The sequence below is a fragment of the Bacteroides sp. AF39-11AC genome, from assembly GCF_003474285.1.
In the GTDB taxonomy this organism is placed as follows: Bacteria; Bacteroidota; Bacteroidia; order Bacteroidales; family Bacteroidaceae; genus Bacteroides.
Window position 1 is genome coordinate 146,450 of the sequence record NZ_QROH01000011.1, and the last position, 15,637, is coordinate 162,086.

The window sequence follows — 15,637 nt, forward strand, 5'->3', positions numbered from 1 at the left end:
TTTATATTCTATTATTCCACTGCATCCGAGAAAGAAGTGACCTGCAATCTTTCGGCAAACTGCAGCGAAGATAGTTTAGTAGTCACTTTAACCGTAACCGGTTTACCAGGTAAAATATCCATATAATTATCGGATATGAAATTGTCGATATCTCCTTGGAGTGACAAGAAAACCCCTCTCGCAAACACATCACAAGACAAAGTCACCTCATAACCCCCTTCTACCGGAACAAAGTCTTTATTAATCCGGGCCCCTGCATAATGCATATCTTTTTGCTTTGCCAGAAAATAATCATTAGTATACTCTGTTCCCGTTTTATCCTTATAAAGAACGTGTATAACCACATCTTCTTTTTTCTCTCCATTCAATAATCCATCCACTGTTTCCTTCCATACGACTGTACTTGTATTAGCCGGAACAGTTATCTGTTTCTTGAATTCTTTCACTACTCCACTACCATCCAGCCTGAGCATACAGACCGTTAATTTACCAGAAGTACTTTTCAGCCTGTCCGATACCATATGTATCTGCAATATATTTTCCTTTTCTATTGGCGACACCAGCAAATCGGCGAAAGACTTTACCGTAAAATAATGCTGCGCTTTCCAACGCCCGTAATAATCACGACTGGACCAGGATGCCACCGGCCAGCAGTCATTATGCTGCCATACCAACGACCCCATACAATAGGGCATATCCCTCCGATGTGCCTCCATAGCCATTTTCATAGCATCAGCCTGCAAAAGCTGGCTCATATAGGTAAACGAACGGAAATCTTTCGGCTGACGGTATTCCGATACAAGGAAATCATTGATACGCTTATTAGCTGCTGTTCCCCCTCGCTGATGCGACATCATTACTTCCGAAGTCAGATTCCAATCCTCAGGTAAAGGTGCATACCGTTTGATTGACTCGAATTCCGGAAATGATTGGAAACCATACTCACTGAAGAAACGGCTCCGCTCATGATTAAATTCAGAAAGAGGTTTCAGCCCTTGCCAGACTTCCCAATAGTGCATATCACCCACCGTGTGATTGCGTGTTCCCTTGTCATCTGAATAAGGAGACGACTTACGGTAACACGCACCCGGATGGAATTCTTCTACCACAGCCGGCAACGTCACAAAATACTGATCCTTGAACTGTTTCCATATAATATCCGAATAAGCAGGATTTTGTTTGTCATATGTCTTTTTCCAATTCCAGTTGAACCAGGCATCCAAACATTCATTATTACCACACCAGAGGGCTATACAACTATGGTTGCGCAAGTGTCGTACATTATCAATGGCTTCCCTGCGAATGCTTTCCAGCAATTCGCCTTCGGCGGGAAATACGCTGCACGCAAACATGAAGTCTTGCCAGATTAAAATACCGTACTTATCACACAAGTCATAAAAGATATCTTTCTCATAAACTCCGCCACCCCACACGCGTAGCATATTCATATTTGCACTGACTGCATCCCGGATTGTTTTTTCATAAATGGAATCGGTAACACGAGTCAGAAAGTTATCACAAGGAATATAATTCGCTCCTTTGGCAAACAAAGGTTTTCCATTTAGTTCAAAATAAAAGCTTTCACCATATTCGTCAGGAGCCGTTACCACTTTCAATGAACGGATCCCCAGTTTTTCTTCTGTTATATCTATTTGCTTTCCATTCAGTTCCAGTGTTGTAGCAAAGTCGTATAAGAAAGGTTCTCCCAAACCATTAGTCCACCATAACCGGGGCTTCTTCATGGTAAAAGATACCGGAATTTTATTCAAACCTTTATTCAAACGAATCAATTTCCGGCACTCGGCGCGATTATCCGTACGATTAATCACAGTTACCTTTGCTTCTGTCTCCTTATCTGCCAATACTTCTACCGTGACATCCACTACGGCCCGCTGGGCTGTCACCGACTGCTGATTATAAAAAACATCATTTATCCGAGCCTCATCCCATGCTTCCAGGCTAACGGCCCTCCAGATACCCGAAGTAACCAAACGAGGTCCCCAGTCCCAACCAAAATGATAACCCGCTTTACGAACAAACACTCCGACCTTGCGGTTAAGCAAACCTCCATTCTCGGACTGGTCATTCGAACTGCGATACTGGAAAGGAACAGCTTCCCATTTCGGCATAGCTATCTTAATGGGAGAATGCAAATAAACCTGCAATTCATTGCCATGCTCTTTTAAGAGAGAACGGACATCCGCCTGCCATTTACAAAACATATTATCAGCAGAAAGAATCTTCTTTCCGTTCAATGTTACATCAGCATACGTATCCAGTCCCTCAAAATGTAGCACAATATTCTTCTTTGCCAGCAACTCAGGGGTTACATCAAACGTCGTCCGATAAATCCAGTCTTCTTTATCCACCCACTGCACACCGCGCTCATTGAGCCTGTAAAAAGGATCATCTATCAGTTTGTTATCCATCAGGTCTGTATGAACTGTTCCTGGAACAGTGGCTGCATACCAGTTAGTCCCCCTCGCCTGCCGGAAGTTCCATCCTTCATGCAGGTACTGACGGACAGGCTGCGCATTGACTGCTGTAAACAGAAATAGCAAATTCAATAAGGCTATCCAGGTTCTTTTCTTTACTTTCGTCTTCATTTCTTTATTTATTTATTTGCTTACGGTCTACATTCCATCCTTTCACCACTAATACCGGTGTTTCAGTTATCTTTTCAGCATTCGTTTCGATAACCACGGATTTACTTTCACCCGGCATCAAAGAAAAGAAATTATCCGTATAAAAAGAAGGGCGGATAGGTCTCAAATCCTGATCGAGAAATTGCAACTGGTTGAAAAAGGCGATAGAACCGGACACATTTTTCACTGTAACATCCACGAAATACTTGCCTTCGCCCTTTCTTATCTTATAAGTAGTCTTCAATTTGGCTTTTTTCAATTGAGACAATGTTTCAAAGCCTGAAGAAGTAGGCCCGGTCAGTGTTTCCTTACCTTCATACTTATCATTGGAACGCCAGTAGAAATTAGATGAGACTTCCTTGCCTTTCTCATCGTTCAATCTCAACTTAATAAAATGTACCTGTGAAATATCTTCAGGAAAGCGAATGGCCAATACATCATTTGCCACACCATCCGAAGGAAGGTCAACCTTCGCGGACCCTTCGAATACCTTTTTACTGTTGATATCATAAACCTGAGCCACTACTGTATAACCTTTGAATTCCTGATAGAAATCATTCACTACTGATACCGTATTCTTCAGATAATCGAATTGTGCATGCAAAGGTTCCAAAGCATTAGCTGTATGATAGAGTGAAGCCGTTGGTTCCAACGACCAATCCCACATACGGGCACAGACCTGACGCACCGGGCAATTATGATACCAGAATAGTAAACCGGAACAGAAACGGTCACCATAATCAAGTTTATTATAATTCCATACTTCCCAAATGCTTTTTGAATTCATGGCACCTACAAACTGCCCTTTTTGTGCAAACTCGTCAATAGAAGAAGATTGCCCATAATTATTAACCAAGTCAGTATACATGGTAGACATCAGATGGAATCCATTCCCATCCAGATAATCCCAAACCTCTTTATTAATAGGCCACAAATCTTTTTCGTCCATCATTTCCCGGAGAATTTCTACCGTAGGAAGTGTAGGAGCACCATATTCGGGATTAAAACCATCCACACGGCTACCTCTCGCAGAAGCAGTGTTTTCATAATGTTGCATCGGATTCACCTGTTTATATGGGCTTCCATCATGCACACCTGCACATTCCGATTGCATCTGATAGCCACGTGTTCCATCAAGTTGTTTCAGCAGTTCAGGCGTACCGCTAACTTCGGAACTCTCATTCGACGCCACATAATAGGCCAGAGCCGGATGATTGCGGATACGTTTCACAGTAGATGCCACATTATTCAGATATACACTCTTATCCTGCGGATGGCGTGTATCTCCCGTCATCCAGAATTCTTGCCAGACCAATAATCCCAGTTCATCACAAAGTTGATAAAAATAATCAGACTCGGCTATGCCACCACCCCAGAAACGAACTAAGTTGATACCTGCCTGACGGGTATACCTCAACTCAGCATAGGTACGTTCATCCGAAGTACGCAGCATTCCCTCAGGAATCCAGTTTGTGCCACGAATAAAAATACGTTTACCGTTCACGTAAAATACACGCGATTTATCGGGAGTATTTGTATCAGAGGTAATCTCACGGATGCCAAATCGTGTCTTGACAGAATCACAAACTGCACCTTTTACGTTTACTGTCAATTTCAGTTCATACAAGTTCTGAGGACCTTTGTTGACCGGCCACCACAAGCGTGGATTACGGATAGTAAGCTGAGGAAACTCTTCCGGAGTGAAAGTAACCATTTTCTCCTCACCCCGCAATATACGGAAAGTTTTTTCCACTACAATATTCTCTCCCGTAATCTCTCCTCTGATCACTCCGCTGATCGTATCCATCGAATTAAGCGGATTAACCACTTCAACGGATATAGTTTCATGAGCTACATCATACCCCGGCTTTTGTAGTTCCGACTTCACAAACGGATGACGCAATGCCAATGTCCCTGTAGTATACATGGATATACTTTTCCAGATACCAGTATTACGGTCACGAATACCATCCATAAAGGTAAAATCCCATCCAACGCTCATAAGCATGGTAGTATTTAAGCCAATGTTTCCATTGCCTCCATTATGGAATTCACCTACAGCACCCCAAGGCTTTGGCATAGTAGTTCCCGGCACATCTACCGGATAAACTCTGACGGCAAGAACATTCTTATTACCTACTTCCACAAAGTCGGTTATATTAATGTAATCATTGACAAACATTCCATTGATTGTACTCAGCAAATTACCATTTACCCATACTTCTGCCCGATAATTGATGCCGTCAGGCTGCAACCATATATTTTTTCCTGCGAAAGAAGCAGGGACTTCAAATTCTGTGCGGAACCAATAAGTATAAAATTCACGACCTACTTTTGAAATATCCGGTATCTTATTGGATTCTATTTTATTGTTCAACCCGTAATAGGGTTCGGGATACTTCTTATTGTACACAAGAGAGTTAAGCACAGTTCCCGGAACAATGGCCGGCAACCAGTTGCTCGTATTATACCCAAGTGATGAAATTTCCTCAGCCGATGCTTTCACGTCTCCCACTTTCATCATCTTCCAGATATATTCTCCCTGATGCACTTCTTTCGAATCCAACCAGATTCTATCGGTTGGCTTTGCATAGTTTGTATTACTGCCCTGTGCAGAATATGAGAGAGGCAGGAACAAAAGCAAAAAAGTCAATAGTTTATTCATCTTATTTTTTATTTATTTTTTTCTGCAAGCAAATATAGCCAATGAGTTCCAAACGAGACGTGCGCATTCTTGCCAGATATAGATAGAAAAAGGGAAAATACACACAGCATACATTTTTGACAAGGATACATACAAGTTTCTATATAAAAAAGCAAGCCGCCCTTTGGCTATTTATCAATTATAGCTATTGCAATTCTTTAGGCACCTTCACATTCTTACAATCTTTCAAGCGAATCACAGAGAGTTCACTACCCGGAGATTGCATTGCTGAATCGGTAATTTCAAGTCCGTTTACATCTTCAGCAACAACCGCATGCCGTTCTTCCTTATCACCAACGGTTGAAAGCTTCATATTTATAAAACGAATATTGTCAGCATGTCGTATATAAACCCCATAAGCAGGTAACATCATGCCGAACATCCGATTCTCAGGATAGGCATCTTCAACCTCCGGTACTTCTACCATCGTATTCGAAACTTTTCCTCCGCCTTTCAACTTAAAGTCTATATCACGAATCTCCACATTGTCAACACGAAGTCCGGGAACACCTGTAATGGAGCTTGCAACATAACTGGCAGAACTTGCTGTGATATTTTTTATCAATACATCCTTCAGATAAGATTTCTCTGAAGTTTTACGTCTACCCAAGCGAATAAATAAGGGTGTCTGCACATCTTCCATCGTCAGATCGGAAATGACAACATCTTCCATAAAACCGCCGTCAACCACTTCAAGGGCCATACCCGCTATACCAGTAATCGGGTCTGAAACTCCCGGAACGCGTTTTTCCCAAAAGCGAAGCAAAGATTTGCTACATTTATGAAGGGTGCAGTCAGAAACCCGGATATTGCGAAATCCTCCGGCACTGGCAGTACCAAATTTAATAAAATTACAATTAGAAGACAGGTCACAATTCTTCACTGTAACATTCTCGACAACATAATCCGGATCTTCACTCTTGAAACAAATGGCATCATCATCTGTATCAACTACACAATCTGTGATAGTAACATTCCGGCTCTCAATATCAAAGCCATCATTATTCCAGTTTGCATGTCCTTCCACATACACTTTACTGATATCAACCCCATCACAACGCACAAAACGGAATGTCCAAAACCCAGAGTTTGATAATTTCACTCCATTTACATGAACCTTATTACAATCGAACAGGAGTACCAGAGTGGGACGGTTCGGAGCATCATTCCCTTTATTAAAAGCCGATCCATTACCATCTATTTCTCCCTCGCCTGTAATTGAAATATTGTCTGCTCTTTCTGCAAAAACCAGAGCTTTGCGTCTTCCTTTATCAGGATAATCAGCAATATTCTTACTACCCAGAATTGTGGCACCTTTCTCCAGATTTAAAGTAACATTCCTCTTCAACACCAGTGTTCCGGTCAGATACTTTCCGGCAGGTAAAGATACAACGCCTCCCCCTTGTCTGGCACAGTCATCAATTGCTTTTTGAAGACCAGCAGTCGTTAAGGTCTTCCCATCTGCGTGAATCGCATACTTGTCTGTTATAGGTTCCGAACTATTCTGTTCTTTATTGGTGCAAGCCATAAACAGTAAACAGAAGCAAAACAGTCCCCATGCTATAGTATTATTCATTATTCAAAATCTTTAAATGAATAAGGCTGCGGCAAAATAATATTGACACAGCCTCATCATAGTTATTAATTAATTAGTTATCTGCAGGTATTACAGTCACCGTCCATTGCTTCACGACCGTTTTACCCGGTGAAGTCACCGTATATGTACGGGGAGTAGAATAATCTTGAAAACCAACAGCCATACCCGGAGTCAGGGTTGCTCCCGCAGAAATGGTTGCTATCATCTTCAGATCAGTAATATCAGCGTCTTTTTTCAGAGTAACCGTGACAGTCCCAGCTTCAGAGTCAATCTGAGTCTTATCACTCATAACTCCCTCTGCTCTATTATATACTGTCACATTTGTAATCTCTGCTTTTTCATAAGCTTCGTCTACTGCATAGTCATCATCTCCACATGACACAAAAGTCAGCGCCAAAGCAACGAACATAAAAAATAGTATCTTTTTCATCTTATAGCTACTTTTAAATTATACAATCATCATTTACCACAAAGGATTCTGGTCCAAATTAGGATTTTTGTCACGCGCAGACTGTGGAATCGGCAGCAAATAGTCGCGAGGTGCCATGAATGTCTTCTTGCATACAAATACCGTTTCATAAGTAGGAACGATTTCTCCATCAGGGCGTTGAATGTAAGTCACAAGGCAACCTTGTGCATCCTTATTCAACACTTCCTCACCAATCTTCCACCGCTGAATATCAAACCATCTTTTACCTTCAAGAGCCAGTTCTATACGACGCTCATGACGAATACGTTTTCTCATTTCACTTTTGTCCAAGCCTGCAGGAAGTGCAGGTTGTCCGGCACGGGCACGTATTTCATTTATTGCACCATATACTTCAGCAGTCGGTCCATTCACTTCGTTCTCTGCCTCGGCCAAGGTAAGCAACATTTCTGCATAACGCAAAACGATAAAGTTATGTCCGCCGCCTACACCACGCCCACGATTATCATAGCCGCAGAGCACATCCTGATTCATATATTTCCCAATGTAATACCCGGTTTTTGTGCATGAAGGTTTACCAGCACTATACATTCCGTTGGGGTTCTCCTTCAGATTCAGATTACCCGGAGTATTCTGGGCTGTATACAATATCTTGTTTTTCCAAGGTTTTCCATTGTAATGGAGAGTTGCATAGAAGCGCTTGTCACGATTCTCATAAGGAGCTGCAGCATGTTCCGGATTATTCCAATCAAAAGGTTCACCGGTAGCCATTTCAAATTCATCAGCCAGACTTGCAGTCGGGTGGTCTTTGCTCCATCCATATTCAGCCGGTGTGCCGGGCTCAGGCGGAGCCAAAACCGTCTGTGCACTCGACCATCTATAGGGATATGCAAACTGGATATCAAAAATAACTTCACTATTGTGTTCATTATCCTCATAAAACATCTCAGCAAACCCATTCTGGTACAAAGAATAAGTACCTTTCAGATCACCACTAACTAAAACACGGGCAGTTTTAGCCGCATCTGCATAATATTTGGAATCTATGATTCCGGCTGCATATAAATAAGTGGCCGCCATCATACCCAATGCAGCTCCCTTAGTCGCACGCCCTAATTCGTCATCAGGCACCGTCACCGGTAAACGGTCGGCAGCATTCTGGAAATCAGAAATAATGAACTGCAATGTAGCCTCCGGTGTAGCACGAGCCAGGAAAATATCATCTGTATTGCGATCAAGCGGTTTGTCAATCAGTATAGCCGCTCCATAATAACGGAATAATTCCAGATAGAACATTGCACGCAGAAAGTATGAATCTCCCATCAAACGTTCTTTCACATTAGCAGGTAACGGAGAGTCCGGCAAGTTCTTCAAAGCAATGTTAGCTCTACGAATAGAAGAATAACGATTACCCCATCTGTCAATCGGAGCAGAAGAAGCATTGAAGTCAAACAGATTCCATTGATTAGACGCCTTCTCACCAATCTGGATACAATCATCCGTAAACAGGATATCAACAGCATGGTCGTTCAAGCCATTTACGCTATAATAAGGTCCATCCAAGTCTCTGTAAACTTTACTCATAAACAGCATAGCACTCGACTCTGTCAACCAGATACCTTCATCGGTAACAGAATTCGTTGGTTTTATATTGTCCATAAAATCCGTGCACGAAGCATTCAACAAAAGTATGGAACAAAGGATACCATATATTATTCTTTTCATAATTTTAATGCATTAAAAGGTTACACTTACACCAAAAGAGCTGATAATCTGTTGTGGATATGAGTTGAAAGCTTGGTTTTCAACATCAAAGTCGTCAGGCATTTTGCTATAAATGGTCCACAAATTATAGAAATCAGCATATAAACGTAAACTCTGCATCTTGGCTTTCTTCAGTAATTGCGGTTTAAAAGTGTAGCCAATCTGCAATGATTTTAGTTTCACATAAGCAGTATTTACCATCCAGTAAGAGGACGTTTCATAGTTCTGGTTACGGATAGAGGCAGACAAACGCGGATATTTTGCATTTGGATTCGGATTAGCTTCTGTCCATGAATCCAAGTGCTCACGGCGCGGATGAATGGCATCCTTGAATGGATAACGGACATTACGGTCTCCATTGCTACCCAAATAATAGTCAGAACCACCAGCTCCCTGAATGAACATACTGAAATCGAAGTTCTTATATTCCAAACGAAGGTTATACCCCCACATCACTTCAGGAGTCTCGTTGAAACCAATAATAACTTGGTCTTCACTATCAATCTTGCCATCACCATTGATATCCACATACTTGATATCACCAGGTAATACGCCCTTCTGATAAGCCCAGTTATCAATATCTGCCTGATCCTTAAATAATCCGGCAGCTTTATATCCCCACGTGCGTCCACTCGGTTGCCCGGTCTTACGCTTTCTTGGATTATTCTTAGTTCCGGGAGCTTCACGAATCTCAATCTGCTTGTCACGAGTAAACCCGAAAGAAATCGAATTAGACATCTTTAATCCACAATTGAAAGTATAATGGCTACTCAATGCTGCATCAAAACCATATCTTTCATCCTCACCAGCGTTTTCCTTAGCCAGTCCAATACCATATTCAGAAGATACGATCGCATTCGGACTCAAAATTTTATCCGTGCGCTTATCCCGGTATACATCAAACTCAGCAATCAACAAATCATTCCAAAAATTTATGTCTAAACCTATATTAGCTTTCCATACTGTTTCCCAAGTCAGGAAAATATTAGGTTCAGCCCCCTCCACCAAACTCTGCAATTGGGTAGGATTTTTGCCGAACACTGCACCATTTTCAATTTTATATTGTGAAAGATAAGAAAATGCATCACCGACAGGATTACCAGATTTACCATAAGAAGCTCTCAACTTTAAGTTATTGATAAATGAGAAATTATCTTTTATAAATGATTCCTCAGAAAGTCTCCAACCTAAAGATACGGAAGGAAAAAATGCACTTCTACGGTCAGGAGCATATTGGTAAGTCTGGTCATAACGTCCTGCTAATTCAAGCATATACTTCTGGGCATAGTTATAATTCAGACGCATAACATATCCCTGTTGACCAAAGCGGGTGGTGGTACCGGAGTTGCTGATAAATTCCGCAACCGGACTACCCATATTCAATTCCGGAATCATAAAATCATAGTTCTTTCTACCGGCTTTGGTTTCTACCGTATTCCCCCATCTCCTTTCAAATACACCTAATACACCAACCTCATGCTTACCAAATCTTCTTTCATAATTCAAATGAGCCTGAATAGTATAATAAGTCCATTGCTTATTTGTGATGTTAAGAGACGGTTTCGCTTCACCACCTTGTTGTTCTTCAATTTCACCGGCATCATTATAGGCATAAGCCGTGAAAGGATATTGCCATTCTTTTGCATCATAAATCTGACGGTCATAACTGAATAAAGCTTTTGCAGACAAACCTTTCAGAAATGGCAGTTGCTGATCTAAAGAAACTGTTATATTCTGAAAGTTATTATTGTATGTCTTATCAGCTCCATCATGTACTCCCATATACATACTGGAACCACCACCCTGCATGGCCGGTTTTCCGCCAACCATATTGGGAACTGTCGGAGCACACAAACGATACAGGTCTTCCATCATCTTTTTACCATCATAATAATGGCTCTTTTTAGTATCGTAAGCCAAATTGATATCAACACTCACTTTAGTAATGTCTATCGGATGGAAATCGACATTAGAACGGAGATTAAATCTGTCATATCCGGTATCTTTACCCATCATACTGCCCTGATACATATATCCGAAAGAGGCGAACGCATTGATAAACTTATTACCACCACTCAGAGAGACATTGTGACGAGTAGTAGTGGTAGTCTTCATGTACTCATCCATCCAGTCTGTATTTTTGTAACGGTCGTCAGTACCATCCTTATACTTCTGCAGCAGATCATCACCATATACTTCTTTGTCACGTCCATCCATTCTCAATGCTTCATTGTATAAGGTCAATGCATCATAAGCATTCAGGAAATCAGGAGTATTCATCGGAGTCTGGAAACCAACCGAACCATCATAAGTCAAGGTTACTTTACCTTCTTTTCCTCGTTTCGTATTAATCAGGATTACACCATTGGCCCCTTTCAAACCGTAAGGAGCAACCGCAGCAGCATCCTTCAGTACAGAAATAGATTCAATATCAGCCTGGTTTACTTTTTCCCACGGGCGTTCGATACCATCGACCAGAACCAGCGGTTTATTTCCACGCAACAACACAGTCGCCTCATCTTTTCCCGGCTCACCGGAAGTCTGACGGGTAATAATGCCCGGTATCTGTCCTCCCAACTGATTGGACACATTAGCAACAGGAGCCTTAATCTTATCCCCCTGTACGGTGGCAACAGCCGAGCTCATTGTCATACGTTTCTGAGTACCGTAACCAACCACCACCACCTCATCAAGTAATTGGGTGTCTTCCTCTAAAGTAATAACCAGAGATGCTCCAGCCGTAGCCTTCATTGTTTTGGTTTGATAACCAACAAATGAAATTTCTATTACGGGATTAGGACCATCAACAGGCAAATTAAAGTTACCATCAATATCAGAGATAGCGCCCTGCGTGGTTCCTTTCACTTTAATTGTTGCACCAATGATAGACTCACCTTTTGCATCCACTACTTTTCCTGTTAGTTTTTTAGCAGTTTGCATAACACCTTGAGTACTTGCCACGACTTCGCCGATGTGTGTCTGATTGTCTTTAGCAGCATAAACGTCAGCAGTTGTAACTAAGCCAAGCGACAAAAGTGTCGCCATTAAAATGGACTTCTTAGAAAGTGGCATGATATCTTTCAGCCAGTAATGCCTAAGAATCATTTTCTTTTGGACATTGAGTTTGTTTCGCATAATTGTGTATTATTAATATTAGAAATAGTTCATTAAGAAACTTACCAAAAGAGAGTATAGCAAAGAATAAATTCTTCTTACTCTAAGAAAATCAAGGAGAGTGTTTTTCCATACTTATAAAAATATTAAAGGTTAAATAAATGTTTTTCTACTCTTTGAAAGGAGAGGTGAATCATGTACATGCAATCTTCACCTCCTCACTTTACTAGAAATCTTTTTTACCTTAATGCGTAATCAATGCATATTGAAAACATACTAATGATGTTGTTTATACCAGCAAAATTAGACGGTTAATGGTACATAAACGCATCCAACATTGCCATTAATATGACAAAAACGGACATATTGAAAAAACATACATCTTGGGCGAGACTGGACATGTATTACGGAATAAATCGGTACTTCAGACGTGTTTAAACTGCATCAGAATTGTATCTGCCCCCTACCTTCCCCTTATATAGGACAAGGAGAAGGTAGGGAGTAAGTGAGGAGAAGATAAAAAAAGCACAGCTCCAAAGCTGTGCCCTCAATTATTTAGTTTTAATTTCAAAATGATAATTACCGGTTAGCAGTTCGATGCCACCTCCCTTCTTGCGCATGGCAGATAAAGTAGCGGCATTTATCTCTTTACATTCTATTTTATAAGCCTCATCTATATATAAGGTAGCAGAGCTGTTTGAAGGAATAGTAATCGTATATTGCACCTTGCCCCTGTTCTTTTTCCATGATGAAACTATTTCTCCATAAGGGGAAATATGACTTGCCTCAAAAGCATCCAAACCTGCTACAAAATTGGGTCTTAATATAATATGTTTGAAGCCGGGCATTGAAGAATCAGGGTAAAGCCCTCCCAATGCTTTATAGTACCAAGCACTGATTTCTCCAAACATGATGTGGTTTAATGAAATATCTTTTTTCCCATCAATACGCCAATTCTCATAAAGAGTAGTTGCTCCATTCTTTATCCACCAGCCCCAGGACGGATAGGTTCCTTTAGAAGCAAGTTGATAAGCCAAATCTGCATATCCATTCGCACTCAAAGCATTCAGAATAGTTTTACTACCCAGTAAGCCTACATCCATACTGCCGTCTTTACTCACTTTCTCTGCTAAGTTATAAGCCACCAATTCTTTCAGATGTTCAGGGACTATTCCCCAATAGAGTGGTGCGCTTAACTCGGTCTGACTTCCACCACAATAGATACCTGTATCCTCATTCAAAAAGCGGGCATTGATGCTATTCTTTATTTTTTGCGCTAAAGCAGAATACTTTTCATAATCTTGTTGTTTGTTCAATATTCTGGCTGCTTTAGCCAAAATATCCGTATCGACATAATAATAGATGGATGAAGTCAGCTCTTTAGAGGAATGTGACTTTATAGGAATCCAATCTCCTAATCCCCAGTCCGTGATGCCCGAAGGGTATGTGTAATTCAGATAATCCACATATCTTCTGATATTGTTGTACATAGATTGAAGCAAATGTTTGTCTCCATAGAACAGGTAAATATTCCAGGGGATGATAGCTACCGTACTTGTCCAGTCAACACCATTCCCCCAATGATACCCCCATCCGGCAGTAGGAATAATGGCAGGGAGCACTCCGTTAGGGGCTTGTTCATCTTGATGGTCGGCCATCCATTTTTCATAGACCGTGATGCCATCATAATTATAAAGTCCGGTCTCAATGGCAATATGGGCATCTCCCGTCCACCCATTCTTCTCCCGTTGAGGACAGTCCGTAGGATAGCCAAACAAGTTTGACAGGTATGCAGCATTCGTCGCCTTCCATATCTTATTCAATAATTCATCAGATGATGAGATTCTGCCGGCAACAGGAACATCACTGTGCATGAAATAGGCTTTCAAGCTATTATCAGTCAGTTCAACCGGCTCGCTACTTGTTACTTCAACATACTGAAAACCTTTATAATTAAAACGGGCACGAAATGTTTCTTCTCCCGTACCACTCAGAATAAAGATATCCGTTTGAAAAGGATCTGAATCATCTGTAGGGCGATAGTGATAATCAATATTAGACATATCTGCTCTATTATCTTCTCCGATTCTCTCAGAATGCTTCAAACGAACTTCCGTACCAGGTTTTCCTTTGATTGTCAATTGGCTGACACCTGCTATATTCCTGCCCAAGTCAAATAAATAAATAGAATCGGAAAGTTTAATCATCTTTGCCGGACGGAGCATCTCCACGTCCCGGATAGGATGCATCTGCTGCGACACAATCAGAGGTGACGGAGCGGAAGTGCAACTTGCATTTTTCCATTTCTTATCATCAAATCCCGGAGTGTTCCAATCAGGTTGTTCCAACCGTGCATCATAGTGTTCAGCCGTATAAATACTATTGAAAATTACCGGGCTCAAAGAGGTTTTCCAGTCCTGACCAGTAGAAATAAATTCTACCTTTCCGTCCTCATATACCACACGGATATCCATACAGAATTTAGGCCTGCCACGCCAAGGCGCCTGATTGAAGTTCCACACAGCAGTAGACTGGTGATTGTACCAGCCATTTCCCAACAGTACACCAATGGCATTATTTCCTTGCTTCAATAGTTGCGTTACATCATGTGTCAAATATAAGGTACGTCTGTCAAAGCGAGTATATGCAGGATCCAGACGATGATCTCCAACCCGTGAGCCATTAATATAAAGTTCATATAATCCAGCAACAGCAATGTATGCACGGGCTTCCCGAATAGTACGTTTTGCATCCCATTCTTTTCTAAAATATGCAGCGGGCTTCAAATGTATATTATGGGTATCTGATATCCAGTTCCCCTTCCAGTTATGTTCATCCATTACTCCGGTTTCAAAGTAAGTTACATCACTTGTATACATCTTATTACTATCCCAGACACACACCTTCCAGTAATATCGTGTATAAGGTTGAAGTTTTTGTCCGGCATAAACAGCCAGAACATTTGATATAGTCTGTTTACCGGAGTTCCAGCTATCACCCATCCCCTGAGCAACCCGAACGGAATCTGTGCCTACAATGACCTGATAGGCTTCCTGAACATCAACATCAACTGGCAATTGCCAGCTCAAACGCGGAGAAGGCACATCTATTCCTAACGGGGCAACTAAATATTCACAGCGAAGAACATCAAGCTTCCCCGTTGATCCGGCTAATAATGATAGATGAAATAATGAAATAAAAAAGAATACTGATAAGATTCGTTTCATAATATAGATTACTTTTTTAGTGAATGATACAAAAATAGGCAATAATCAATATAGTAATATCTACAAAAGCGCCAATAGTATACGCTGACAAGACAAAGAACGTGCCCATCTTCGCCATTTTTGTATGGTTATCGTCCTAAGACATAATTATACCATTTT

The 15,637-nt window shown here is 41.2% G+C and carries 7 protein-coding genes; all 7 read right to left on the reverse strand.

Annotated elements, in window-relative coordinates; all coding sequences use genetic code 11:
- Nucleotides 1-11: 11 nt before the first annotated feature.
- On the reverse strand, nucleotides 12-2,606 hold the full coding sequence (locus DW036_RS22115) for a glycoside hydrolase family 2 protein (RefSeq protein ID WP_118466220.1): 2,595 nt from the start codon (nucleotides 2,604-2,606) through the stop codon (nucleotides 12-14).
- Between the two features lie 4 nt (nucleotides 2,607-2,610).
- Nucleotides 2,611-5,310, reverse strand: a complete 2,700-nt coding sequence (locus DW036_RS22120) for a glycoside hydrolase family 2 TIM barrel-domain containing protein (RefSeq protein WP_118466221.1) — start codon at nucleotides 5,308-5,310, stop codon at nucleotides 2,611-2,613.
- Between the two features lie 184 nt (nucleotides 5,311-5,494).
- Nucleotides 5,495-6,925, reverse strand: a complete 1,431-nt coding sequence (locus DW036_RS22125; RefSeq protein WP_118466222.1) for a glycoside hydrolase family 28 protein — start codon at nucleotides 6,923-6,925, stop codon at nucleotides 5,495-5,497.
- Nucleotides 6,926-6,998: 73 nt separating this feature from the next.
- Nucleotides 6,999-7,376 carry a hypothetical protein gene (locus DW036_RS22130; protein WP_118466223.1) on the reverse strand — a complete coding sequence of 126 codons (378 nt, stop codon included), beginning with the start codon at nucleotides 7,374-7,376 and terminating at the stop codon, nucleotides 6,999-7,001.
- Between the two features lie 33 nt (nucleotides 7,377-7,409).
- Nucleotides 7,410-9,098, reverse strand: a complete 1,689-nt coding sequence (locus DW036_RS22135; RefSeq protein WP_118466224.1) for a RagB/SusD family nutrient uptake outer membrane protein — start codon at nucleotides 9,096-9,098, stop codon at nucleotides 7,410-7,412.
- A 12-nt stretch (nucleotides 9,099-9,110) separates the two neighbouring features.
- Entirely contained in the window at nucleotides 9,111-12,272 is a 3,162-nt protein-coding gene (locus tag DW036_RS22140; RefSeq protein ID WP_118466225.1) for a TonB-dependent receptor, read from the reverse strand.
- Nucleotides 12,273-12,802: 530 nt separating this feature from the next.
- A complete protein-coding gene (locus tag DW036_RS22145) occupies nucleotides 12,803-15,478 on the reverse strand; it encodes an alpha-L-rhamnosidase (protein WP_118466226.1) in 2,676 nt (891 codons plus the stop codon).
- Between the last annotated feature and the right edge of the window lie 159 nt (nucleotides 15,479-15,637).